22 protein-coding genes are annotated in these 23554 nt (G+C 63.3%); 7 read left to right on the top strand and 15 right to left on the bottom strand.

Going from position 1 to position 23554, the window contains the following annotated elements; translation table 11 throughout:
- The first annotated feature begins 64 nt into the window (after nucleotides 1-64).
- Nucleotides 65-1237 carry a helix-turn-helix domain-containing protein gene (locus FA94_RS22105; protein ID WP_035555142.1) on the top strand — a complete coding sequence of 391 codons (1173 nt, stop codon included), beginning with the start codon at nucleotides 65-67 and terminating at the stop codon, nucleotides 1235-1237.
- A 34-nt stretch (nucleotides 1238-1271) separates the two neighbouring features.
- Here FA94_RS22105 and FA94_RS22100 read toward each other — a convergent pair whose 3' ends face one another.
- Nucleotides 1272-2306: an MDR family NADP-dependent oxidoreductase gene (locus tag FA94_RS22100; RefSeq protein WP_035562662.1), complete on the bottom strand. Its 1035-nt coding sequence runs from the start codon at nucleotides 2304-2306 to the stop codon at nucleotides 1272-1274.
- A 92-nt stretch (nucleotides 2307-2398) separates the two neighbouring features.
- Between FA94_RS22100 and FA94_RS22095 the strand changes: the two genes are divergently transcribed.
- From FA94_RS22095 to FA94_RS22085, 3 genes are all read left to right on the top strand, one after another.
- On the top strand, nucleotides 2399-3058 hold the full coding sequence (locus FA94_RS22095) for a TetR/AcrR family transcriptional regulator (RefSeq protein WP_231585001.1): 660 nt from the start codon (nucleotides 2399-2401) through the stop codon (nucleotides 3056-3058).
- A 684-nt stretch (nucleotides 3059-3742) separates the two neighbouring features.
- Nucleotides 3743-4717, top strand: coding sequence for a CPBP family intramembrane glutamic endopeptidase (locus tag FA94_RS22090; protein ID WP_051980655.1), 975 nt, complete (start codon nucleotides 3743-3745; stop codon nucleotides 4715-4717).
- Between the two features lie 169 nt (nucleotides 4718-4886).
- Nucleotides 4887-6488, top strand: a complete 1602-nt coding sequence (locus tag FA94_RS22085) for an ABC transporter ATP-binding protein (protein ID WP_231585000.1) — start codon at nucleotides 4887-4889, stop codon at nucleotides 6486-6488.
- 20 nt (nucleotides 6489-6508) lie between these two features.
- Here the strand turns inward: FA94_RS22085 and FA94_RS22080 are convergent, their stop codons facing one another.
- Nucleotides 6509-6901 (bottom strand): nuclear transport factor 2 family protein, encoded by a 393-nt coding sequence (locus tag FA94_RS22080; protein WP_035555134.1) that lies wholly within the window; start codon nucleotides 6899-6901, stop codon nucleotides 6509-6511.
- A gap of 29 nt (nucleotides 6902-6930) precedes the next feature.
- On the opposite strand from FA94_RS22080, the gene FA94_RS22075 reads away from it, so the two are divergent.
- Complete coding sequence (locus FA94_RS22075; RefSeq protein WP_035555131.1) at nucleotides 6931-7329, top strand: VOC family protein; 399 nt, start codon at nucleotides 6931-6933, stop codon at nucleotides 7327-7329.
- 49 nt (nucleotides 7330-7378) lie between these two features.
- Here the strand turns inward: FA94_RS22075 and FA94_RS22070 are convergent, their stop codons facing one another.
- From FA94_RS22070 to FA94_RS22060, 3 genes are all read right to left on the bottom strand, one after another.
- Nucleotides 7379-8965: a DHA2 family efflux MFS transporter permease subunit gene (locus tag FA94_RS22070; RefSeq protein WP_035555128.1), complete on the bottom strand. Its 1587-nt coding sequence runs from the start codon at nucleotides 8963-8965 to the stop codon at nucleotides 7379-7381.
- Entirely contained in the window at nucleotides 8962-10038 is a 1077-nt protein-coding gene (locus FA94_RS22065; RefSeq protein WP_231584999.1) for an HlyD family secretion protein, read from the bottom strand. The genes FA94_RS22070 and FA94_RS22065 overlap by 4 nt, the downstream gene beginning before the upstream one ends.
- Before the next feature lie 116 nt (nucleotides 10039-10154).
- Complete coding sequence (locus FA94_RS22060; RefSeq protein WP_035555122.1) at nucleotides 10155-11606, bottom strand: efflux transporter outer membrane subunit; 1452 nt, start codon at nucleotides 11604-11606, stop codon at nucleotides 10155-10157.
- Nucleotides 11607-11695: 89 nt separating this feature from the next.
- Here FA94_RS22060 and FA94_RS22055 point away from each other — a divergent pair, with 89 nt between their 5' ends.
- Nucleotides 11696-12466, top strand: a complete 771-nt coding sequence (locus tag FA94_RS22055; protein WP_035562655.1) for an AraC family transcriptional regulator — start codon at nucleotides 11696-11698, stop codon at nucleotides 12464-12466.
- Here the strand turns inward: FA94_RS22055 and FA94_RS22050 are convergent.
- Entirely contained in the window at nucleotides 12459-13403 is a 945-nt protein-coding gene (locus FA94_RS22050; protein ID WP_231584998.1) for a phosphatidylinositol-specific phospholipase C, read from the bottom strand. The two genes, FA94_RS22055 and FA94_RS22050, sit on opposite strands and share 8 nt — an antisense overlap.
- Nucleotides 13404-13468: 65 nt before the next feature.
- Here FA94_RS22050 and FA94_RS22045 point away from each other — a divergent pair, with 65 nt between their 5' ends.
- The gene (locus FA94_RS22045) at nucleotides 13469-14497 is read left to right on the top strand and encodes a LacI family DNA-binding transcriptional regulator (protein ID WP_035555119.1); all 1029 of its coding nucleotides are present in this window, start codon (nucleotides 13469-13471) and stop codon (nucleotides 14495-14497) included.
- A gap of 7 nt (nucleotides 14498-14504) precedes the next feature.
- Here the strand turns inward: FA94_RS22045 and ugpC are convergent, their stop codons facing one another.
- The 9 genes from ugpC to FA94_RS22000 form a co-directional block, all read right to left on the bottom strand.
- Nucleotides 14505-15584, bottom strand: coding sequence for a sn-glycerol-3-phosphate ABC transporter ATP-binding protein UgpC (gene ugpC, locus FA94_RS22040; protein WP_035555116.1), 1080 nt, complete (start codon nucleotides 15582-15584; stop codon nucleotides 14505-14507).
- A gap of 160 nt (nucleotides 15585-15744) precedes the next feature.
- Nucleotides 15745-16950 carry a porin gene (locus tag FA94_RS22035; protein WP_035555113.1) on the bottom strand — a complete coding sequence of 402 codons (1206 nt, stop codon included), beginning with the start codon at nucleotides 16948-16950 and terminating at the stop codon, nucleotides 15745-15747.
- 110 nt (nucleotides 16951-17060) lie between these two features.
- The gene (locus FA94_RS22030; RefSeq protein WP_035555109.1) at nucleotides 17061-17918 is read right to left on the bottom strand and encodes a carbohydrate ABC transporter permease; all 858 of its coding nucleotides are present in this window, start codon (nucleotides 17916-17918) and stop codon (nucleotides 17061-17063) included.
- The gene (locus FA94_RS22025; protein ID WP_035555106.1) at nucleotides 17915-18787 is read right to left on the bottom strand and encodes a carbohydrate ABC transporter permease; all 873 of its coding nucleotides are present in this window, start codon (nucleotides 18785-18787) and stop codon (nucleotides 17915-17917) included. The genes FA94_RS22030 and FA94_RS22025 overlap by 4 nt, the downstream gene beginning before the upstream one ends.
- A gap of 25 nt (nucleotides 18788-18812) precedes the next feature.
- Nucleotides 18813-20051, bottom strand: coding sequence for an ABC transporter substrate-binding protein (locus FA94_RS22020; protein WP_035555103.1), 1239 nt, complete (start codon nucleotides 20049-20051; stop codon nucleotides 18813-18815).
- A gap of 277 nt (nucleotides 20052-20328) precedes the next feature.
- A complete protein-coding gene (locus FA94_RS22015; RefSeq protein ID WP_035555099.1) occupies nucleotides 20329-21789 on the bottom strand; it encodes a GDL motif peptide-associated radical SAM/SPASM maturase in 1461 nt (486 codons plus the stop codon).
- 151 nt (nucleotides 21790-21940) lie between these two features.
- Nucleotides 21941-22525: a DUF1842 domain-containing protein gene (locus FA94_RS22010; protein ID WP_035555096.1), complete on the bottom strand. Its 585-nt coding sequence runs from the start codon at nucleotides 22523-22525 to the stop codon at nucleotides 21941-21943.
- A gap of 48 nt (nucleotides 22526-22573) precedes the next feature.
- Nucleotides 22574-23194, bottom strand: a complete 621-nt coding sequence (locus tag FA94_RS22005; protein ID WP_035555093.1) for a DUF1842 domain-containing protein — start codon at nucleotides 23192-23194, stop codon at nucleotides 22574-22576.
- A gap of 58 nt (nucleotides 23195-23252) precedes the next feature.
- Nucleotides 23253-23441: a DUF1843 domain-containing protein gene (locus FA94_RS22000; protein WP_035555088.1), complete on the bottom strand. Its 189-nt coding sequence runs from the start codon at nucleotides 23439-23441 to the stop codon at nucleotides 23253-23255.
- Between the last annotated feature and the right edge of the window lie 113 nt (nucleotides 23442-23554).

Here is a 23554-nt window from a genome sequence, read left to right as displayed (position 1 = left end):
TGAGGTATTCTGTGCGGGCATGGCGCAGCAGCGGTCAACGACGCTGCGCTGACTGGAGACCCGTATGGCCAAGATCGCTTCAGCGGATTCACGGCAACAACGCCTGCATGCGGCGCGCGCCCGGTTTGTCGGCGGTGAGCAGTTGCCGGCGGCGCTGCTCTCCGCGCCGGTCGCGCGCTCCTGGGAGCGCTCGCGCGGCACCGGCTTGCTGCCCTCCAGCACGCCGCAATACGAGCTGCTGGATAAGTCGCGCACCATGCGCGACTCGAAAGCCGACCGGCGTCTTTATAGTTGCGTCGTCGACGAAATCGAACAGTTGTGGGATGCGTTCGGCGGCGCCGACTGGACGATCTTCTGCGTCAATACCGAAGGCACCATCGTTCACGCACGACAGAGTCCCGCTTGCGACGACGACCTGTTGCTGCCGATCACGCCGGGCCGGCGCGTCGTCGAACCCAACATCGGCACCACCGCGCCGGGTTGCGTGATTCACGACGGCACGGAAACCATCGTGGCGGGCGGCGAACATTACCTCGATGAGTTCGAACGGGTCTTCTGTCTCGCCGTGCCGCTGTTCGGTTTTCACGGCGAAGTGATCGGCGCGCTGGATATCACCGGCACCGGGAAACGGAACGTGTCGCAGGTTCAGGAGCAGTTCAGGCTCGCCGCGCTGGCGGCCGAACAGCGTCTGTTCGCCACACTGCGAGGCTGTCATCTGTTGCGCGTGCAACATGATCCGCGCTGGCTCGGCACACCGCTCGCCGGCCTGCTCGCGGTCGAAGAAAACGGCCAGTTGCGCGCCGCCAGCCGGATGGCGCGACGCATGCTCGCGTTGCCCACGGGCGCGCCGCTGCCCGCGCTGGAGCTGCGGCAAATTTTCGACGACGCGACGCCCGCGCAACTCAACCGCCTACTGCAACGAGGCCGCGGCGTGCAACGCGTGGCGCGCGCGGACGGCAGTCATATCTGGGTGGAATACGCGCGCGCGCCGCTCAATCGCAGCACCGCGCGGCGTGCGACGCCTGCCAGTACCGCGCGCTTCGATCAGGCGGCGCCGGCTTTGGCCATGAGCGGCAAGCAAGGCAGTCTGCAGGAACAGGCGCTCAACGCGATCCAGAGCGCGATCGATGAGCACGCCGGCAATATCGCGGCGGCAGCGCGGCAACTTGGTTTGTCGCGGACTACGCTGTACGCGAAACTGCGGAAGCTTCGGGACACGGGGATGATGGGCGGTTGATCTTGTGTGGTGGCTTCTGTTTCCCGTTTTCCGCTTACGGTTTGATCACCACCGTTCCGAAGTAATCCCCTCGAATCACCCGCTCCAGCGCGAGCGGCGCGTGATCGAGCCCGTCGATGACCTCGTGCGGAAAGCGGATGCTGCCTGCGTCCAGCCACCGTGCGAATTGTTGAATCCACTCCGCGTAGGCGTCGGGATCGTCGTCGGCACTGTAGCCGCGCAGCGTGATGCGCTTGACCAGGAGCTGCACTGAATCCAGCTCGACCGGCGCGGTTCTGCCCGCGCCATGGCTCGCCAGTTGCCCCGACAGCGTCCCGACGATCACCACGCGCGCGCCTTCACGCGCGCTCGCAATCGCCGCCTGCAGTTGTTCGCCGCCGACGTTGTCGAGAAACACATCGATACCTTCCGGCGCCGCCGCGGCCAGTTGTTCGGCAATGGGTGTAGCGCCTCGCCACACCGCCGCGTCATAGCCCAACTCGGACACCAACCGCGCCGCCTTCTCTCGGGAACTGGTGCTGCCGATCACTCGCCCCGCGCCCAGCAAACGCGCGATCTGCCCAGCCATCGATCCGTTCGCGCCGGCCGCGCTGGAAATAAACACCGTGTCGCCGGGGTGAATCTCCACGCCGCGAGTGAGTGCGGCATAGGCGGTCCAGCCATGCCCAAGATACGCGATCGGGTCCGGCAATCCTCCGACAACCCGCTTGCAATCTGCCGCAGGAACCGCCGCGTATTCGCGCCAACCCTGAAAATGCAGCACCAGGTCGCCTGCAGAAAAACCGCTGCCCGCAGGGGCCGAAACGATTTCGCCAAGCGCTTCAGCGGCCAGCGTGTCGCCTTCGTGCAGGGCGGGGAACGGCACGCCTTTCACGTCTTGCGCGCCTTTGCTGATCATCATGCGCAGCGACGCGGACAGCAGGAAATAGCGGTTGCGAACCAGCACCTCATGATCGGATGACTTCGGCAGCGGTGTCGAAACGATCTCGAAGTTGTCGGCGTGGGGCAAGCCTTCAGGCTGCGACTTCAAACGAACTTCTCGGCTGGTGGCGGGGAGGGTCTGGGTCATTTGAAAGTCCTCGTGAGGCGATGCGCGCACGTCATTGCCAAACGTGTCGAACAATGTGAGCATAGCGCTCATATTCTCCCGGGAGCAGACACTTGGCTACTCGCATTCCCACGCGTCCTTCGACCATGCGCAAAGCGCCGCGCCAGGCGCGTTCCCGTGCCACGGTCGAAGCGATTCTGATTGCCGGGGCTCAGGTTTTGGGCCGCCGCGGCTGGGCCGGCTTCACGACTAATGAGGTTGCCGAGGCCGCCGGCGTGAGCATCGGCTCGCTATACCAGTACTTTCCGAACAAGCTGATTTTGTCCGAAGCGATCACGGCGCGTCACTTCGACGAGATTCTCGCGGTGCTGCGCGGAATCGGCGATAAGACGTTGCCGCTGGCGCGGCGTGTGGAGCAGTTGGTCGACGGCATGATCGGGGTTCACAGCATTAACCCGGCGCTGCATCGTGTGCTGCTTGAGGAAGCGCCGCGCGCTCGTGGGCCGAAGTCGGTTCATGACCGCTTCGAGGCGGAGTATTTGAGTTGCTACGCGGCATTGATCGCGCAGCCGGATGAGGGTGACGCGCGGAATCGCGAATCTGCTGACGCGGCGGCGCAGGTCGTCTCCGCTGCGGTAGCGGGCGTGATTCATGATGCCGCGCATCGGGGGACGATTGGTTTGCCCGTGCTTAAGCAGGAACTGGTGGAGATGGTGGACGCGTATCTGCTTCGGCGACGTCGGCGTGAGCGGGCGAAAGCGAGTACGCGGTGAATGGGTGGGAATCGCACCCACTGCAGTCGTCCAACGTGAACTGAGCGCTCATTGACAACTCGCCGTTTGAATTGATGTAATTCGCGTCAGCGTTCCACACGCAATTTGGTCGCGGATCGAACTAACGCTTTGTACAGTTATTCGCTATTCGTTTCAGAATCGCGGATAGCCCGCACTCGCATCAATCCGCGTTGCGACACACGAGGAGACGACCATGCGCAGGCTCCGACCCGACACTGTCAATCGCGCGGCAGGCATCGCGGTATGTGTTGTTCTCGCCATCAACGTCCTCGTCAGTTGCGTGACCAGTCAACTGGCTCCGTTCGCGCCTGATCCCAGTACATGGCATATCACGCCGATAGCGGTATCGGGAAAGATCAGATACATCACGCCTCTCGAATCGACGGTCCTCAAACTCTCCCCTTACATGTTGCCCCTGACCTTTCTAGCGATCGTGCTGCTTGGTCGTCAGAAACGACCAAGCTAACAACGGCAATCCATTGATTTATGCCCATCGCGTAGACACAGCTCCACGATAAACAGTCAGTTGACGCTGCCTAATGGTTCGTCGAGAATCGGAGCCGCTGATTGACACACTTCGACAGTTTGCACCGTTGGCTTCGCTCGTCCCAAAGACGTTCCAAGGTTCTCTCTCGAAGTCCAACAAAAATAACGAGGCAACGCATGAGCGATTCGAAGCACGACAGCACGGCATCGATTGGCCCTGATCACAGCGGCAATCCTGTCCCACAACGGACCAGCCGGCTGCGTCGCTTTTTCGGTGGCAAATTCAAACGGATCTGGGTCGGCAAAGACGGCCTTCGCTCAGGCTGGGCCGCGTTACTGTTCGTCATGATCGTCAGCGGTTTGATTGGCGGCGCGGCGTTTATCGCGCATCTGTTGCATCACCTTCCGCCCCGAACCACGGAGATGATCCCGACGAGAATGCTCATCGGTGAAATCGTCATGATCCTTGCAGGAATCGTCGCCACCAAAATCATGAGCCTGATCGACAAACGTTCGTGGCTCGACTACGGCCTGCGCGCACGGCATCGCGTTGCGCATCTCGCGCAAGGACTCTTCTTTGGTGTTCTGGCCATGTCGCTCGTGATGGCCGCGCTCCGCTATTTTCACGCGGTGACGATTGAACAGTCAGGCATGCAATTGGGACCGCTGATCCAATCGGCCGCGGTTTGGGCCGCGTTGTTCCTGCTCGTCGCGTTTAACGAGGAACTGTGTTTCCGGGGCTATGTGTTCTTCCGTTTGCTTCGCGGCGTGGGGCCAGTCGTCGCCACCCTCGTCACCGCCGCCATTTTCGCGCTCGCGCATATGGGCAATCCGGGCGAGACGGTATTCGGCATTGCATCCGTCGCAGTTGCCGGACTCGTGTTCTGTCTCGCGGTTTGGCGCACGGGCTCGCTGTGGTGGATCATCGGCTTTCACGCCGCGTGGGACTGGAGTCAATCGTTTGTGTTCGGTGTCGCGGATAGCGGCGCGATGGCGAGCGGACATTGGTTGACGAGCCACCCCACCGGACCCGCCTGGCTGAGTGGCGGCGCGGCAGGTCCGGAAGGCAGCGTACTGATGCTGCCGTTGATGGCCGTACTTGCGTTCGTGATCGTTCGGACCTTACCGAAAGACGGCGGACGTCGTGCGTGAAAACTAAACACCCTGCCCACGCTTCGGCCACGGTCGTTCGACACCGCACCGCAAAATCTCCGATAATTGCGGATTACCTATCGCAAAGAGAGGCGTGCAGATGGTTAAACAAACCAATTGGCATATCGTAGCGTCTCCTGTCAGCAGTATTCTCAGCAAGTTCTGGCATATGTCCCGCGGCACCATAGCGCTCGTCGCGGCCGTGGTAGCGGGTTCCTCGCTGGTCTCGGTCTTTGCGCCGTTTGTCTTTTCCCGCCTTGTCGACCGGCTTTCCAGTCATCACCTGATCGAGACGATTTTCGCGGGATTCCTGCTTTACGCCATTCTCGTCGGCGCTTCGCTCACGTTGGGAAACACGGCGAGATATCTTGCGCTGATGGCCGCCGAGAATCTGAATTTCATCTCGTCCACCAGTTTCTTCGAGCGTCTGTCGAAAAAGTCGCCGCGTTTTTTTATCGAACACAATCCGGTGGAAGTTCACACCGCCCAGGCGCAAGGTTCGCAAGCCCTCAGCATGACGGTGAACCTGGTATTGAGCATTATTCTGCCGGGCGCCATCCAGCTCCTTTTGACACTGGCCGTTGTGGGCACCGCGCTCAATGCAAAAATCGCCGCGGTCGTGCTCCTCTATGGCGCGGTGTTCACCTCTCTCACCTATTTCACCAACGTTTGGACACGGCCGCACCTGAATCGCGCGATCAGTGTTGCGCAAGCCAATGCGAGCCTGGTCGGCAATGCAATCACGTCGATGGAAACGCTGCGCTATTTCGGCAGTTCCGGGTGGATGAGCAAGCGCTTCAATCATGGCGCCACGGAAGTTCTGGAGAACTGGCGGAGCTTTTGCGTTAAGCGGATCGCCTATGCCGGTGTGTATGGCGTGGCGCTCGCGCTCCAGTTCGTGATCGCCTTTACTCTTTTTCTGCCGCGCTACAAGGCTGGGCTGGTGAGCGTCGGCGATATCGTGTTGTTCAATGTGCTATTGCTCCAACTCAACCATCCGTTCGAAATGGTCGGAATCGCGATCGAAAATCTGATCCAATCGTATTCACGGATACAACCCTTTGCCCGCATGTGGGCGGCCGCCGAAGAGATCGAACCCACTTCGCCCCTCACCGAATTACCCGCAAGCAACGGGCGGATCGAATTCCAGCGTGTCGGCTTCGCGTATGAAGATGGGCGCGGCGTCTCCGATGTGTCTTTTACCGCGGCAAGAGGCGCGGTGACGTTCCTCACCGGTGAATCCGGGTCGGGTAAATCCACGGTATTCAAACTGGCGTTGAAAGCGATGGAGCCTTCCGCAGGAGAGATCCTGATCGACGGCTTCGATCTGCGCGAGATCGCCCGCAAGGATTGGTACAGCATGGTCGGCGTCGTTCCGCAGGAGATCATGTTGCTCAACGACACGCTAACGGCGAATATCGTGCTCGGCCGGGAGGTCGACGAAACACGCCTGCGCGAAGCCGCAGCGAGAGCCGCGATTCTCACGCGGATCGAAGATCTGCCCGATGGATTCGCCACGGTAATCGGCGAGCGCGGCCTCAAGCTGTCGGGCGGTGAGCGTCAACGGGTTGCCATTGCCCGCGCACTCTATGGCAAACCGAAACTGCTGTTTCTCGACGAAGCCAGTTCCGCGCTCGATGAACCCACGGAGACCGGCATCATGGACCATATCCGCACGCTGGCCGGCGAAGTCACCGTGCTGGCTATCACGCATCGCAAGAGCACGATCCATTCGACCGATCACGTCGTCGATCTGCAGACTCGTGGTTAGAAGCACGAAAGCCGCCCCACTCACTCAATCCGCTCAACCCACTTCGTGCGATCGAACGGCGGCTCGTAATTCTCCGGCCAGTACTCGACCACGCGGGCAATTTTGCCATGCTCGACCGTGAAGAACGAAATAGCTCTGGCCTGCAGGACGCTATCGGTAATGGACACATCCGATACCGCGTCCGTCTCATTGCCGACAATGCGATTGATCGTGAAAACCCAGCGCCCTAGCGCGGGGTACTCCGCATTGAACTGCGCGAAATTGAAGGCACCGCGAATGCGCTCCTTCGATTGCGGCCATTCGAGCACAAAGTCGTCCGCCAGAACCGCGGTGGCGGAATGGAAATCGTTGGTGGCCATGAGACGCCAAAACTCCTGAACCACATGCACAGCGTTCTCGGTAGACTGGGGCATATCTGATCTGATCCTCGGAGAAAGTGGCAATGATTTCACACGTTTTTATCGGTGTCACCGATTTCGATCGTGCCGTCCAGTTCTATGCGTCCGTCATGGAAGCATTGCAGCTCAAGATGAAGTTCTGCGACCGGGACACACCGTGGGCCGGCTGGATGAAGCCAGACACGCCACGCCCACTCTTCCTGATCGGCAGGCCCTTCGACGGCCATCCGGCAAGCTGCGGAAACGGTCAGATGATCGCTTTGCTGGCGCCGGACCGGCGCGCGGTCGATCTCGCCCATGCCCGCGCGCTGGCGCATGGCGGCTCGTGCGAAGGCACACCGGCACTGAGACCGCACTATCACCCCAACTACTACGGCGCGTACTTTCGGGACCCCGACGGCAACAAGCTGTGTGTCTGTCATCACGATCCGGTCGACGCCTAGGACGCGTAGCGCGGGGCGTCGACAAAGACCTCGCTATTCATCCGTTCGGCTAGCCGCTCTTCTTGCGCCCTCGCAAAGCAAACGCCGCGAGCGTGCATCCGAGCATCGCGATCCCGGCCAGCAGGAACGTATCGCTGTAAGCCATCAGAAGCGCTTCACGTCCGATCACTTTATCGATCACGCCGAGCGCCACCTCGCGCGTCCCGTCCAGGCCGGTCGACGCCAGCGCATCCGCGCGGCCGACGTAACCGCGCGTCAGCGTTCTGACCATGTCGATCATCCGCTCGCGGTACGCGCCGTTAAACGGCGTGATCGCTTCCCCGATCCGCGACGCATGCATTTTTTCCCGTTCGACCACGATCTGGCTGGCGATCGCAATGCCGATCGCGCCGCCCAGATTGCGCACCATGCTGAAGAGCCCGGAGGCCGATCCAAGCTGCGATTTTTCGATCCCGTCCACGGCCATCACACCCAGCGCGACAACCACCAGCGACTGTCCGATGCCACGCACGATCAGCGACGGCACGACCACATTCGCCGACGCATTCACGTCGAGATGAATGTTCATCAGGCAGCCGATCGCGACCAGCGTGAAGCCGGCGATGATGGCGGTCCGCGCACTCGTACGGCGCATCAGCGGCGGTGTCAGAAACGACATCACGAACTGCACCAGCCCATACGGCACCATCATCACGCCGATATCGCGCGCGCTATAGCCCTGCAATTCGGCGAAGTAGTTCGGCACCAGAAACACCACCGCGAACACCACGCCGCCGAACAGGAACTGCATCAGACTGGCTATGCCGAAGTTATAGCGGCCGAGTAATTTCAGGTTGATGAACGGTTCGTCGCGACGCAACTGTGCAATCACGAACACGCTCAGTCCCACGAGAGCAACCACGAACATCTCCGTGATGAAGCTGGAACCGAACCAGTCTTTTCGGCCGCCCTCCTCCAGCACGATCTGCAATGCGCTGAGGCCAATCGCCATGCTCGCGATGCCGAGCCAATCGGCCTTGCGCAAGCGGTCGAGGTGCACGGGCTCGGGCTTGATCGCCCAGCCGATCGCGCCCAGCAGCACGAGCGCGGGCGGAATCTGCAGATAGAAAATCCAGCGCCACGAATACATGTCGGTCAGCCAGCCGCCCAAAGACGGCCCCGCCGCCTGCGCGACATTATTGGCGACGGCGAACAGCGCCATGCCGAGCGGATGTCGCGACGCCGGCAACTCCGTGACGATCAGTTGAAACGACAACGGAATCAGCACGCCGCCGAACGCTCCTTGAAAGGCACGCGCGGCGATCATCGCGTCGATGGTCGGCGCGACCGAGCACACCAGTGAGAAGACCAGGAATCCGCTGGTCCCGACCAGCATCACGCGACGGATCGAAAACACGCGCACGAGCCAGCCGGTCAGCGGAATCACGATGATCTCCGCGACCAGGTACGCGGTGGTGATCCACGAACCCTCTTCGAAACTCGCACCGAGCGAGCCTCGAATATCGGGCAGCGACGCATTGGTGACGTGGACATTCATGCCCGCCATGAAGCAGCCGAACACACCGCCGAGCACGGCCACCCAGGCGCGCAGCGACACCGGGTCATGCGCGCGGGAAACCTTCGCCGTCGTACTCATGAGCGACTCTCGGCGGACGGCGCGGCGGCCACGCCGGTGTGAACGCGCGCGACTACCGACATGCCCGGCCGCAGGTCGAGCGCATCGCGCTGCCCGGCGTCCACGCGGATCTTCACCGGAATCCGCTGAACGACCTTGGTGAAGTTGCCGGTCGCGTTATCCGGCGGCAGAAGCGCGAACTGCGCGCCGGAGCCCGGCGCAATGCTCGCCACGCTTCCATGCAGCGTATGCCCGGCGTAAGTGTCGACATCGATCTCGACCGGCTGACCCGCTTGCATCGCGGCGACCTCGGTCTCCTTGAAGTTGGCGATCACATAGACGTCCTGCAGCGGCACCACGGCGAGCAACGGCTGTCCGGTCTCGACATACTGGCCCACTCGCACGGCGCGCTGGCCGACCGTGCCGTCGCCCGCCGCGCGAATCGTCGTATGGTCGAGATCGAGTTGCGCGAGCGACAACGCCGCGCGCGCCACGTCGAGTTGGGCTTGCGCCTGCTCGATGTCGGCAAGCGTTTGCGCGCGGCGCTTGAGCAGCACGGTTTGCTCGCCGCGCTGCGCGTGCACGGAGGCGTCGGCCCTGGCGAGCGTGGCGTCGGCAGTGAGCGCGTCGGCATGCGCCTGCTCCCAGCGCTGCGCGCTCGAAGCCTGTTCGGCCACCAGTTGCCGGTAGCGCTCAGCATCGGCCTTGCGGCGGATCGTGCCGGCCTGCGCGGCGGCAACGTCCGCTTGCGCCGCGGCCGTCAGACTGCCTTGCTGCGCAATCTGCGCGTCGAGCGTGGCGACCTTCGCCTGTTCCGCGTGCAGCGTGGCGAGCGCGGCATCGACCGTCGCCTGAGCGCGATCCCGTTTCGCCGCGTAATCGGCGTTGTCGAGATGCGCGAGCACATCGCCTTTATGCACCGGCTGATTGTCGTCGACCTCGACACTCGTGACGTAGCCCGGCACGCGGGAGCTGACCGTCATCACGTCGGCGCGGACGTAAGCGTCGTCGGTGCTTTCCATAAAGCGGCCGACGGTCCACCAGCGTATGCCCGCCACCAGCATGGCGACCACCACGATGGCGCTACCCGCCACCAGGAGATTTCTTCGGCTAAACGGGGACGTCTTGCCGGGAACGACCGTAGTAGTCATATCGGAACCTTGATTAAAAATAACGAACCCATCGCGCGACGGCGCGACACGCCAGCGTGCTAGCGTTGCCAGCCTCCGCCGAGTGCCTTGAACACCGCCACCTGATCGGATGCGAGGTTTTCCGCCGATGCCGCCAGCGCCGCATCGGCGGCAACCAGCGTGCGCTCGGCATCGAGCACGTCGAGAAAATCCAGCGCGCCGGCCTGGTAATTCAGCTCGGCGAGATGGAACGCACGAGCGTCATTCGCGCGAGCGTCCTGCAACGCATGTTGACGCGTCCATTGCGCGCCGTAGAACGTGAGCGCCTGTTCGGATTCCTTCAACGCGGTAAGCACGTTGCGCTCGAATGCGGCAAGCGCCTCGGCATTGCCGGCTTTCGCCTGCGCGAGCCGCGCGCGGCTCATCGCCATGTTCGGAAAGCGCCAACTGATCAGCGGACCGACGCCCCATGCCAGCGCGTACCGATCGCCGAGCGACGTCAGACTACCGGTGGTGGACAGCAGATTCACCGAGCCGCCCAGCACGATCGACGGATACAACTCGGCACGGGCGACGCCGACCTGCGCATCGGCGGCGGCCAGCTTGCGCTCCGCCTCGCGCAGATCGGGACGGCGACGCAGCAAGGCGGCGCCGTCGCCGACTGGAAACGGCGCAGTGAGCACCGGCGTGACGCGGCAGGAGTCGGCGGCCGGCGGAAACCCGCCGGGGGACTGGCCCAGCAATACGGCAAGTTCGAACAGCGCCGCGCGGCGCTTGCCTTCGAGTGCCGGAAGGGTGGCGCGTGTCTCGTCGAGAAAACCGCGGGCGCGCGTGACCTCGAGATCGGACACGAGGCCGCGATCGCGTTGCCGGGTGGTCAACGCCACCACACGCTCCGCGATGCCGAGCGAGCGATTGGCGACGTCGATCTGTTCGCCGTAGGAGCACACGTGCAGGTAGGCATCCGTTGTGGATGCAACGACCGCGACGCGCACGGCGTCAGAGGCCGCTTGCATCGCATCGGCATCGGCGCGCGCGGCGTCGACGAGATGGCGCACGCGCCCCCACAGATCGACTTCGTACGACACCGCGAGCGAAGGCGTGTAGGCCCAGCGCGTGTCGGCCGAGTCGCGCCGCGCCGCCGCGACGGTCTGATCGGCGCTCTGCTTGCCGTAGTTGCCGCCCAGCGCGAGTTGCGTATCGGGCAGCCTGGCCGCACCCGCTTCGTCCAGGACCGCCTGTGAGCCTGCGAGCCGCGCGGCCGCCACCGCGAGATCGCGATTCTGTTCGAGCGCCTGCTGAATCAGGCCGTCGAGTACGGGGTCCTGATAGAGATGCCACCAGTTGTCCGGCAACGACTGCTGCACGACCGGCGCGCCTCGTGCCGCCGTGAACGGCGCCCCGGCCGCTGTCGGCAATGGCGGTGCGCGATACGGCGCCTCGAGAGAGCAGCCCGACGCCAGCAGCGCGAGCGCCGTCGCGCCAAGACGAAAGAAAAGATGCGCGGTGCGATGAACGCCCGAAAGAACCATGACAGATGCTCGGCAGTGGAATCGAAGAGCAGATGGTAGAGTCCTGCGACCCAGTCATCTCTCGAAGAATTGCCATGCATCGTTGCGAAATGGACAGCTTCGGTTTTCTGGCGAGCCAGAAGGCGCTCGAAGTCTCGCCCGTCACCGTCCTCGCCACCGACCAGCCCGCCCGCACCGCGTTTGCGCCGCATGCGCACAGCAGCGCGCAGCTAATCTACGCGATCTCGGGTGTGATGATCGTGCGGGTGGCGGCCGGCAACTGGGTCGTGCCGACCGGCCGCGCGGTCTGGGTGCCGGGCGGCGTACGCCATGAAATCCAGATCGCCAGCGACGTGCAGATCCGCACGGTCTACGTAGCCGCGGAGGCCCGCGACACGCTGCCGGACAGTTGCCATGTGATCCTGGTGAGCGCGCTGCTGCGCGAGCTGATCGTGACCGCCGCCAGGCTGGGGCCGGCCGCGGGGCACGGTGAGCGCGAACGGCGTGTGCTGGCGTTGATCCTCGATGAAATCTGCGTGGCCGAACCTCTGCTACTGCATGTGCCGATGCCCTGTCATCCGGCGATCCGCGAACTGTGTGCCGAGTTGATCGCGCAACCGTCGCTGGAAGCGACCTTGCAGGGATGGGCCGAGCGCGCCGGGATGAATCCGCGCACGTTCGCCCGCGCGTTCCAACGCGAAACCGGTATGACGCATGGGGTGTGGTGTCGGCACACGCGAGTCTTGCTGAGTCTTCCGCAACTCGCGGGCGGCGCGTCGGTGCTCGACGTCGCGCTCGAACACGGCTACGACAGCCCCAGCGCTTTTACCGCCATGTTCCGCAAGGTGCTGGGGGTGGCGCCTAGCGAGTACTTCAAGTGAGGCCGTACAGGCTCGCGTTGCGCGCCACCCACGCACGAACCAGCGCCCATTCCGTGTACTCGCAGAAATCGATCATCAGCGTGCCGCGCGCTTCCGCGCAGTTTGCAAGGCGTTCGGCCACCATGTCATTGATACCGCGCCGCCGGTCGTCACCGCAGGCCACCCGGCGCGGGTTCGCACCCATGCCGGTGCCGCTGCAAAAATTGACGATCCAGCGCTTGAGCGCACCGTGCTGCGTGATCGAAAGTAGCGCTTCGATCGCGCGGTATTTGTAATCGATCGACGCCTCGACCGGCACGCGAAACTCGTCCTGAATGACGAACGCCGCGCCAGGTGCATCGAGTTCGAATGTGGCGTTATCAGGCCAGTTCGACAGATCGATGCCCAGCGCGCGATCGCTCTCGAATCGCCGCCACAGCACGATCGAACCGCGCACGTCGCCCAGACGCGGAGTCGTGTCGCCCAAATACCAACTCTGCTGCGCATAGTGCTCGACATACGACTCGAACGTCTGCGTGAAACTGCGCGTGCAATCCTGCGTGCCGCACTCGTCCTTCACCGACATCACGATGCATTCGCCGGGATACTGCGATAGAAACTCAGCGCACGCGGCGATCACATCGTCGAACATCAGGCCGAGCGGAATGCGCGCGTGATTGATGTGGAAAACGTCCCCTTCATGCCGGCAGCGGATGTCCAGCACGCGCACGCCGTGCGCCAATTGCGCCGCCAGCGTCGCGCCCTGCGTTTTCGCGAGCGAATCCTCAACGGTGTACGCGCAACTATCGTGACTGCCCGGCAACGCCAACCGACTCAGCAGGAGATCGTCGCCAAGGCTCGACATCCAGCAGGCCGGCGCTAATGCCGATGCCGATGCCCATTCCGGCGCCGCGCCGGAATAATCGCCCTGCCCGCTCATATCGTGTTCGACGGTCATCTTCTTGTCCTCTTGATCGGGCAAGCTGCGTTAAGCTAGCTTCGCGTCCCTTCATTCATTCACACATGCCTAAGAAACAAACGCTTTGGGTTACCGCCGCCGACGTCGCGCGCCGCGCCGGTGTGTCGCGCTCCGCCGTCTCGCGCGCCTTCTCGCCGACCGCGAGCATCGCACCCGAAACACGGCAGCGCGTGATGGAGGCCGCCGGCGCGCTCGGCTATCAGGTCAACCAGATCGCGCGCGAAATGATCATGCAGCGCAGCAGCATGGTCGGCGTCGTCACGGCGGGTTTCGAAAACCCGTTCCGCGCCAAGCTGCTTTCGCAGATCATCGCCGCGCTCGGGCGCCAGCAACTCACGCCGCTCGTGATGAACGCGGAAGACCCGGTGCAAATCAAGCATTCGCTGGAAATGCTGCTGAGCTACCGGATCGCCGGCATCATCATGACTTCGGCGTCGCCGCCGCTCGGCCTCGCTCGCCAGTACCTCGAACGCGAGATTCCGGTGGCGATGATCAACCGCGCGTCGGATCTGCCCGGCGCGGACGTCGTGGTGAGCGACAACGCGGCCGGCGCCGCGCTGGCCGCGCGCATGCTGATCGACGCGGGGGCAAAGCGGCTCGCATTCGTCGGCCCGACAAAGACCAGCTACAACGGCAAATCGCGCCGCACCGGCTTTGTTCGCGCGGTCCAGCGCATCGTCAAAGACGAACCGCGCCTCGTCGATCCGGTTCTGGTTCATGCCACGGAAGCCGATACCTATGAATGCGGCGTGGCGGCAGCGCAAGCCGTCCTCACACAAAACCCGCGGCCCGACGGCGTGTTCTGTTCGTCGGATCTGCTGGCGCTGGGCTTTCTCGATGCCGCGCGTCAGCACTTCTCGATCCGTGTGCCCGAAGAACTGCGAGTGGTCGGTTTCGACGATATCCCCGCCGCCGGCTACGAAAACTATCGGCTCACCACCATTCACCAGGACACCTCCGGACTGGCGAATGCCGTGGTCGAAATGCTGATCGATCGTATGGAGTCGTTTTCCGGCGCCTCGCGCACTTACGTGGTGCCGGTCACGAGCGTAGTGCGCAAAAGCTGCGGCTGAACTCAATTCAATTCACGCGCCGTCCGCTCTGTCCGTCGAAAAAATGGAGTTGCGCGGCCGGTAAGGCGACGCCGAGTTGCTCGCCGGACGCCGGGCGCTGGTGATACGGCAGGCGCACCACCAGGCTCTGCTTGCCGAGACGGCCGAACGCCAGATTGTCGGCGCCCAACATCTCGCAGGCGTCGACGGGTAGACGTATCGGCTGATCGGCCGTTACCGTCACATGTTCGGGACGAATGCCGAGCACGGTCTCGCGATTCGAGTCGACTTGCACACCGGCATCGCCCGCGCCCGCAATCGGAATGCGCGGACCGTCGTCGACGTCGAAGTGCTGGCGGTCGGCAGTCAAACGCCCACGCAGCAGATTCATCGCGGGCGCCCCCATAAAACTCGCGACAAACGTACTTTGCGGACGCTCGTAGATTTGTTCCGGCGTACCAATCTGCTCGATGCCGCCTTGATTCAGCACGACGATGCGTTGCGCGAGCGTCATCGCCTCGACCTGGTCGTGCGTGACATACAGCGAGGTCGTACCCAGCCGCGCGTGCAGATTGCGAATCTCCGCCCGCATCTGACTGCGCAATTTCGCGTCGAGGTTGGACAGCGGTTCGTCGAACAGAAAGAGCGCCGGTTCGCGCACGATCGCGCGGCCCATGGCGACACGCTGACGCTGACCGCCCGACAACGCGTGCGGCTTGCGTTCGAGCAACGCTTCCAGCGAGAGCATCCGCGCGGTCGACGCGACGCGTTCCTGCACCTTATCGGCCGACATGCCGCGCATGCGCAGACCGAACGCGATGTTCTGCGCGACCGTCATGTGCGGATAGAGCGCGTAGCTTTGAAACACCATCGCGACATTGCGCTCCTGCGGCGCGATCTGATTGACGACACGCGAGCCGATCCTGATGTCGCCCGAGGTGATGCTGTCGAGTCCCGCCGTCATTCTCAACAGCGTCGACTTGCCGCAACCGGACGGCCCGACCAGCACGACGAATTCGCCGTCCGCCAGGTCCAGATCGATATCGCGCAACACCTGCTGCCGACCGTGCCGCGTCTTGCAGACCGCACGGAGTGTGAGTGTAGCCACCGTGTATTCCTTGTCGTATTACCGTCGCATCCCGCATCACGCCGCGAAGCGAAATCCGCCACACAGGGTGGCCTCTCTTGCGTCGCCCTGAGTCGCAGCACAAGAGAGACCTGAACCGCCGAGCCATGAACGCCGCCCACCATCGCGGCGGCACGAATGATCAGAAGCGATGCAGAATGCCGACGCCCGCCGTGAACTGCGTGCTCGTCGACGACGGCGAACCGTTGAAGCCGTCGCCGATCGTTGCCGTGGCGTCGATGATCTTCACGCCGTTCGAGCCGATCGTCTTGCCGCTCGAGTGTTGATACGCTTCGCCCAGATACAGGCCGGTGCGGGACGACAGGCTGTAGTACTGCGTCAGCGAAATCTGATGGTATTGCGCCACGCTGCTGATCCCGTTCGATTGCGTCGCGCGCGTATAGCTATAACCGCCCGCGAAATCCCAGCTCACGGTCGGCTTCCAGTGCAGGACCGCGCCCGCCGTATTGAAGGTCGCCGTGTTCAGGAACGCCGAGCCCACGCCCGGGATGTACTGCACGTTCGAGTACGACACCGACACGTCCCACGCCGGCGAGAACTTGTAGCCGGCCGTCACCGCCACGCGCTGCTGCGCTTGCGCGGTCACATAGCCGTTGTTGATGGCCGAGATGCCGGGCTGGCCGCCGGAGTTCGTCGTCGAATCCGTGCCCCACGCGCCGCCGCCGACCGTCGAGTTGTTGACGCGCTGGAAACCCGCTGCCATGCCGAACGGTCCATTCAGGTACTGGATCGCCGCGCTCCAGGTCGAGCCGCGATTGGTGCTGCCCGCCACACCGCCGAGCGCATACGAACCGCTCACCGTAAAGCCGTAGAACTTCGGCGACGTATAGACCAGCGAGTTGTTCGCGCGAATCGTCGTGTCGAGCGAATCGAGATCGCCCGGGTGTGCGCCGAAGAAGCCGGTCAGATACGTGGTCGGGCTATACGGCGAAAGCAGCGTGTAGTACGCCGTGTATTGACGGCCCGCCGTCAACGTACCGTAGGCCGGGTTCGTCAAGCCGATCCATTCCTGGCGCGTGAACATGCCGCCCGTGAATTGCGATTGACCGTTCTGGCTATTCACGCCGGCTTCGAGCTGGAAAATCGCCTTCGACCCGCCGCCGAGATCCTCGCTGCCCTTCAGGCCGAACCGGCTGCCGGCCCATGCGCCGTTCGACGCCGTGATCGCCGAGTGGCCGCCTGTAGTCGAACCGCGCGACGTGCTGCTGTTCTGATAAACGAGGCCGTTATCCATCACCCCGTAGAGCGTGACGCTGCTTTGCGCGTGAGCCGCCGTGGTCGCGACGAGGCCCGCAGCCGCCAGCGCGACCGCCAAATGCTTGTTCATTTTCGTGGATCTCCAGATGGTAGGTAGACGAGCGCAAAGCACCCGACACATTGACAAAGTCACCCGACGCAGGCGCCATCGACCAGCGCGTGCCGCCTGCTTTATTCGCTCTACTTCAGCCCACCGGAAAAGCCGCGCCGCAGATAGCGCTGCACGTATCCCGCGACGGCCAGGGTCGGCAGCGAAGCGATCATGCCGACGCTCATCAGATCGCCCCAGTCGATGCCGTTTTCGGTGACGTAGCCCGCCACCGCGAGCGGCAACGTAAATCGGCTCGGCGTGGTGAGAAACAGCAGCGCCAGCAGAAACTCGTTCCACGCGGCGATCAGCACGAAGATCGCGGTCGCGACGAGCCCCGGCGCGCACAACGGCAGCACGATATAAACGAGGCGCTGGACAAGACCCGCGCCGTCCAGGCAGGCGGCCTCTTCATAGTCGATCGGCACTTCGCGCACGAACGAAAGCAGCATCCAGATCGACAGCGGCAGCGTGTACACCTGGTAGGCGAGCATCAAGCCGACTTCGGAATCGAGCAGATGCAGGTGCTTCGCGAGCGTGAACAACGGCACCGCCACGGTGATCGGCGGCATCAGCTTGACCGCCAGCACCAGCATCAGGAACACCAGATCGAGACGCGCCGGAAAGCGCATGCGCACGAGTGCATAAGCGGCCGGAAAAGCGAGCGCGAGCGACAACACGGTCGTCCCGCCACTGACGAGCACCGAGTTCAGCAACTGCCGGCCGATCCCGCTCGCCCATACCGATTCGAAGTGCTGCAAGGTCGGCACATGCGGCCACAGCAACAGCGGATGATCGAGGCGTTCGAGCGTCGGCGTGAACGCCGCGCCGACCATCCAGATGCAAGGCAGCAGCAACAGGATCAGCGCGATGATTCGCAACAGCCAAAGCGCGGCTTGGCGGCCGAGGCCCGCCGGAAGCAACGTGGAAGACGACGTACCGGTATTCATCGCGCGCCCGCCTTGCGGATCGACAGCCACACATTGGCCGACACCAGTACCGCCGAGATCAGCAGCATCAGCACCGAAGCAGCACTCGCCGGCCCGACGTTGAAGAAGCGGAAACCCGTGTCGTAGATATAGGTGGACAGCGTTTGCGTCGCATTGCCGGGACCGCCGCCCGTCAGCGCGTAGACCTTGTCGAACAGCTTGAAGGTGTCGATCGAACGCAGCAGCATGGCGAGCACGATTTGCGGAACGATCAGCGGCAGCGTGATGTGGCGCAGACATTGCCACTCGCTCGCGCCGTCGGTGCGAGCCGCTTCATACAGTTCCGGCGCGATGGACTGCAAGCCGGCGAGAATGATCAGAAAGGCCATCGGCGTCCATTGCCAGACATCCACCAGAATCAGCGACCAGATCGCGAGATGCGGATCGGACAGCCATTGAACGCCGGGCAGATCGAACACCGCCAGCAGCGCGTTCAGAAACCCGCTGTAGTTCAGCCAGTTGCGCCAGATGGCCGAGCACACCAGCGTGGACAGCATCATCGGCAGAATCGCGAGCGGAATGATGAAACGGCGGCCGGCAAACGCGCGCGAGAACAGCAGCGCCAACCCGCCGCCGAGCACGACTTCGATCACCGAAGCCGCGACCGTGAACTGCAGCGTATTGGCGAAGCTCGCGGCAAACTCGCTGTCGCCGAGCACCGCGCGATAGTTTTCGAGCCCGGTAAAGAGGCGATGGCCCGACGCATAGTCGACATTGAAGAAAGAGTCGACCAGCACGCGCAGGACCGGATACAGCGCAAGCACGCCGAGCACCAGCAAAGCGGGACCCACCAGCAGGACCAGTGGCAGATAGCGGCGCACGGCGTTCATGGACGGGATCGACAGGACGACGGGGTTATTGGGCCGCGGCGGCCAGCGCCGGCGTGATCTTCTGCGCGGCCTGATGCAAGGCGGCGTCCGGCGCGAGCTGGCCGGTCAGCACCAGTTGCAACGCGTCGCCGAGAATGCTCTCGATCTGCTGCCAGTCCTTCACACGCGGACGGGCGCGGCCGGCTTCGAGCGCCTTGAGCTGATCGGGATACCAACGGAATTGCTTCACCAGCGCCGGATCTTCGAACACGCTCTTACGGGTCGGCGGAATGCCCATCGCGGCCAGACGCGTTTGCGTATCGCGCTGGGTCAGATAGACCAGGAACTCTTGTGCGAGCGTGGCGTGCGGCGCGTCTTTCGGAATCGCCATCTGCCAGATGCCGAGCATCGGCGACGGTCCTTTCACCTGGCCGGGCGGCGCCTGCAGCGCGACTTCACCGACCACACGCGACTGCTTCGGATCGTCGAGCGCGGGAATCCATGCCGGCCAGACTTCGAGCGCCTGCGCCGCCGCGCCCTTTTGCAACGCGTCGCGCACTTCGGCCGCGCCGTAAACCGCGACGTCCTTCGGCGCGTTGTTCTTCAGCGCGACGAACATTTTCAGGGCCGCCAGCGCTTGCGGGGAATCGATCGTCACCTTGCCGCCCTGATCGATCACGTCGCCGCCGTACGCCCACAGAATCGGCAGGAAACCGGTCACGACCGGGTTGCCCTTCGCGCCGCGAAACACCACGCCGGACACGTCCTTATCCGCAGCGCCGGTGGTTTGCGCGATCTTCAGCACGTCGTCCCAGTTGCGCGGCGGCTGCAGCTTGTATTTCGCCAGCAGGTCCTTCCGATAAGCGAACATTTCGACGTTGCCCACCACCGGCAGCGCGTACAAACCGCCCGAAGGCGCGCGGCCGAGCGCGACGGTCGAGGCGACCATGTCCGCATCGGCGAGGTTCGCCGGCAGCGGCTTGAGCCAGCCGTTCGAGATGAATTCGGGCGACCAGGTGTCGTCCATCATCACCAGATCGAATGCGCCGGTGCCTTCGCGCATCGACAGTTTCAGCTTCTGGTAGAGGTTCGCATTGGGCAGCTTCAGCAGTTCGATGTCCGCGCCGGGATGCAGTTTCGTGAAGCCGGCGACGGCGTCCGCCAGGCCGCGTCCGTAGATGTCGTCGCGGCCGGCGATCACGAGATCGGCTGCGCCGGCGCTCGCCGCTGCAAGGGATAAGGCGACGGCAACGGACACGGCGCGCAGGCTGCTGAACAGTTTCATGCGATCTCTCGGTGATGGGACGGAAGTCAGGCGGGTTGATTGCAACCGTGTGCAACGCCAGGTACAAATCTCTCTCAATGCACGGCCGCCATTCTGGCTGTGGATCGTTAAAGATTTGTGGCAAGGGAATGGAAAGGTGCCGGCCGGCTGCTGAAGGTGAGGAAACGCGGGCGCGGGTTCGCCTGGCGCGCGAACGGGCGCCAGGCGTGAAATCGGGGAGCTTGAGGGACTGAAAGCGGCTCGCGTTGCAGAATCAGGCGAAGCCGCAGAACGACGATTAACCGGCCGGGTGACCCAGCAGGTGTTCGAGGTTGCTGATCAAGGCGCGGCGGTATTGCGCCTGCTCTTCATAGGTTCGCGCCGAGGCTTCGATATCCGCGCTGCAATGCGGACAGGTTTGCTCGTTCGCGTGAACGTAGCCATTGCAGTTACGGCATAGCGCCAGTTTCGCCGGCACACGGCCCACTTCGGGCGCGCGTTTGCCTTTGTTCTTCCACGTGAGTTCGATGGTTTGCCCCGAGCGGACGATGCTCGCCACCGGCGTGCCGTCCGAGATCTTCTCGGTCACCAGATCGAAACGCCCCACCGCGAACGACGCAGCGCCCGCCTCCTCGACTTTGACGATCCGTTCGCGCAGCCCCTGCTTCTGCAGTTCGATCACGCGATAGTGGCAATACGGATTGTTGCCGGGCTTGCCGAGCAATGAATGCGACGTCCACGTGCAGCCGCCGCGGCACACATCCGCGTAATAGCAGGTGCGGCAGAAGCCCCACAGATCGTCGACCGAGCGCAGCCGGCCGAAATGAATCGCCTCGCTCGTTCGCCAGATTTCTTCCAGCGAAAGATCGCGCACGTTGCCGCCGGCGAAGCCGACTGTCGCCAGCGACGGGCATCCTTTGACCGTGCCGTCCGCCTCCAGCGCGATCACCTGTTGTCCCGCGCTACAGCCGGTCCAATGCACGCGCTCGTCGCCGAAACCGCGCCACAAGTGTTCGTAGGGACCGTAGTAGCCGATGTTGTTGCCCACGTTCATCAACAGGCCGTGGCTCAAGCCGCGTTTGTAGAGGTCCGCCAGCAGCGGCATCAGTTCCTGTAACTGGTACGGCTGCAGCAGTAGTTCGTCGTTGTCGGCGGCGTTGCCCATCGCCACCGTCAGTTGAATCTGCCAGTGTGTTGCGCCGAGTTCGATGATGGTGTCCATCAGCGCCGGCAGATCCGGCATGGTCGCCGCACCGATCTGCGTGTTGACGCTGGTGGCGAGACCGGCGGCCCGCGCGCGCCTGAGCGTGTCGACGGCCTTGCCGAACGACCCGGGCACATTGCGCACCTTGTCGTGCAGCGGCTGCATGCCGTCGAGCGACACGCCCACGCCGTTGAGCCCCGCTTCGACGGCTTGCGCGAGCCGCGCCGGATTCAGATTGCGGCCACCGGTCTGAATGGCGCAGTACATGTCGTGTGAGCGGATCGCCTTGATTAGCTGGATCCAGTCTTTGCGCAGATAAGCTTCGCCGCCGATCAGCGACACTTCGCGCGTGCCGAGTCGGGCCAGCGATTCGATGACATCAAGACACTCTTCGGTATTCAATTCGTTGGGGCGACGACGACCCGCGCGGGAGCCGCAATGCAAACACTTCAGATCGCAGGCCAACGTAATTTCCCACACCACATGAACGGGAACGAAGCGCTGAAAGTCATCGTCGCGCAAATAGCGGGCCGGCTGCTGACTGGTCTCGTGCATGTTGCTTCCCTTTCGTATGTGGGTTCCCGCGACTGCACCGCTGCTTAACCGCCCCTTCCCGGCGACGCACGGCGTTGCGCACTTGCGTCGCTACGTCGCTACGTCGCCGGGAAGGCAGGCGCCCCAAAGCGCCTACGCCTGTTGCCGTCGATCAGGCGCGCCCTTCCAGCCGGGCGATCTCGGCATTCAGTTTGGTCAGCTCGCTCTGAATGTTGCCGGCGTCGGCAAGCTGCTGTTCAGCCTGGCGCGCCAGCGACTTCATCTGGCTCAGATCGCCGGATGCCTTCGCCTGCTGCAAACCCACGCCATAGAGCGGCGCGACCGGCTGGTTCGGCTCGTGCGGCTGCAGTGCGCCGGTGAGCGTGACGATCGCGTGTTCGACGTCGTGCCAGCGCTGGTTGTCGAAGTACTTGTAGCCGGCCTGTCCCGACTGCCAGTTGCTCTTCAGTACGCCGTGAAACTGGAAGGTCTCCGCGAGACCGCTGGTCGGTCCCGACGGACTGCCCGACAACGTCAGGACGATGACCGGATCGGTGCCGGGCGCCAGTTGAAGCTGGCTGTAATTGCCCCAGACGTCCGCATGGAATTCCAGCGGCGGATAGGTCGACTGATAGATGCGGGCCACACCGCTCACCCGTTTGGCCGGCGTATTGACGAGCAGGGACAGCGTGAGAACGGGCGCGCCGATCGCGGGCGTCGCGATGCGCAGATTAACCGGGAAAAGACCGACAGTCATGGCGATAACTCCTGTGAACAAGGGGTAGCGAAGCGTGACGAGCCAGCGTTAGCGAGCGGCTTCGAGCCGGGCGATTTCCGCCTTGAGGTCGCTCAGGCCGGTCTGAATACTTTCGCGGCTGTCGAGTTGCTGTTGCGCGAAAGTCGCCAGCGTCTTCATATGGGCGAGATCGCCGCTTGCCAGCGCATGCTGAATGCTCACGCCGTACAGCGGCGTCGGACCGCCATGCGGATTGCTCGGCATCACCGGACCGGGTTCCAGCGGCACGAATTCCGGATCGAGCCGCGCCGGCACGTTGGAGACTTCAAGCCAGCGGCCGTCGTTCAGATAGCTGTAGTTGGCGACGCCGTTTTGCCAATCGCTGTTCAGCACCAGATGCAGGCGGAAGGTCGTGATCGAGTTCGATTCCGGGCCGCCGGTGTTGCCCTGCAGAACCACCAGGATGCGCGTCTCGGACGGCGGCATCAGCGCCATATACGTGAAGGTGCCCCACGTGTCGGCATGAAAATCGAGCGGCGGATTCACCGCCTGCGTGATCGATGCGCCGCCGACGACGGTACGCCGGGGCGTATCGACCAGAAGTCCGAGCGTGAGCGTCGGCGCGCCCGGCAATCCGGTACCGACGACATAGCGGGCCGGGAATAGGCCAATACGGGGAAGGGTAGCCATGCTGTTTTCCTGGTGATTGATTGAACGACGGTGAACGGCGATGAACGACAACGACGGATCACTTGCGCTCGAGCTTCGCGATCTCCAGCTTGAGCACGTCGACCGCGGCGGCGAGATTGCCTTGCTGTTGCAAGATCGCTTCGGCCTGGGTCAGCAAGGCCTTCATCTTCGCCAGATCGCCTTCCGACACGGCCTGGTGAATCGCCACACCGTACGGTGTGATGGGATGCTGAGCTTCTTGACTCATGTTCTTCCTCACTTAACGAAATGACGCCATAGCAGAGAGCGCGACGTTTTTTATGTTCGCGCCGGCGAACCCGGCTTGCCTCGGACGCGGCAGACACTATGCAAGCCATATGC

Source organism: Burkholderia sp. 9120, from assembly GCF_000745015.1.
Lineage (GTDB): Bacteria > Pseudomonadota > Gammaproteobacteria > Burkholderiales > Burkholderiaceae > Paraburkholderia.
The sequence above is the reverse complement of the archived record's forward strand: the minus strand, read 5'-3'. Positions and strand labels throughout refer to the sequence as shown.

Excerpts from the sequence above, each read along its gene's own strand:
- FA94_RS22085 (WP_231585000.1), top strand. The coding sequence starts at position 4,887 with ATGTCCCGCGGCACCATAGCGCTCGTCGCGGCCGTGGTAGCGGGTTCC.
- FA94_RS22105 (WP_035555142.1), top strand. The coding sequence starts at position 65 with ATGGCCAAGATCGCTTCAGCGGATTCACGGCAACAACGCCTGCATGCG.
- FA94_RS22000 (WP_035555088.1), bottom strand. The coding sequence starts at position 23,441 with ATGAGTCAAGAAGCTCAGCATCCCATCACACCGTACGGTGTGGCGATT.
- FA94_RS22015 (WP_035555099.1), bottom strand. The coding sequence starts at position 21,789 with ATGCACGAGACCAGTCAGCAGCCGGCCCGCTATTTGCGCGACGATGAC.
- FA94_RS22045 (WP_035555119.1), top strand. The coding sequence starts at position 13,469 with ATGCCTAAGAAACAAACGCTTTGGGTTACCGCCGCCGACGTCGCGCGC.
- FA94_RS22080 (WP_035555134.1), bottom strand. The coding sequence starts at position 6,901 with ATGCCCCAGTCTACCGAGAACGCTGTGCATGTGGTTCAGGAGTTTTGG.
- FA94_RS22025 (WP_035555106.1), bottom strand. The coding sequence starts at position 18,787 with ATGAACGCCGTGCGCCGCTATCTGCCACTGGTCCTGCTGGTGGGTCCC.
- FA94_RS22030 (WP_035555109.1), bottom strand. The coding sequence starts at position 17,918 with ATGAATACCGGTACGTCGTCTTCCACGTTGCTTCCGGCGGGCCTCGGC.
- FA94_RS22060 (WP_035555122.1), bottom strand. The coding sequence starts at position 11,606 with ATGGTTCTTTCGGGCGTTCATCGCACCGCGCATCTTTTCTTTCGTCTT.
- FA94_RS22020 (WP_035555103.1), bottom strand. The coding sequence starts at position 20,051 with ATGAAACTGTTCAGCAGCCTGCGCGCCGTGTCCGTTGCCGTCGCCTTA.
- FA94_RS22005 (WP_035555093.1), bottom strand. The coding sequence starts at position 23,194 with ATGGCTACCCTTCCCCGTATTGGCCTATTCCCGGCCCGCTATGTCGTC.
- FA94_RS22055 (WP_035562655.1), top strand. The coding sequence starts at position 11,696 with ATGGACAGCTTCGGTTTTCTGGCGAGCCAGAAGGCGCTCGAAGTCTCG.
- FA94_RS22090 (WP_051980655.1), top strand. The coding sequence starts at position 3,743 with ATGAGCGATTCGAAGCACGACAGCACGGCATCGATTGGCCCTGATCAC.
- FA94_RS22010 (WP_035555096.1), bottom strand. The coding sequence starts at position 22,525 with ATGACTGTCGGTCTTTTCCCGGTTAATCTGCGCATCGCGACGCCCGCG.
- FA94_RS22070 (WP_035555128.1), bottom strand. The coding sequence starts at position 8,965 with ATGAGTACGACGGCGAAGGTTTCCCGCGCGCATGACCCGGTGTCGCTG.
- FA94_RS22100 (WP_035562662.1), bottom strand. The coding sequence starts at position 2,306 with ATGACCCAGACCCTCCCCGCCACCAGCCGAGAAGTTCGTTTGAAGTCG.
- FA94_RS22035 (WP_035555113.1), bottom strand. The coding sequence starts at position 16,950 with ATGAACAAGCATTTGGCGGTCGCGCTGGCGGCTGCGGGCCTCGTCGCG.
- FA94_RS22075 (WP_035555131.1), top strand. The coding sequence starts at position 6,931 with ATGATTTCACACGTTTTTATCGGTGTCACCGATTTCGATCGTGCCGTC.
- FA94_RS22050 (WP_231584998.1), bottom strand. The coding sequence starts at position 13,403 with ATGACCGTCGAACACGATATGAGCGGGCAGGGCGATTATTCCGGCGCG.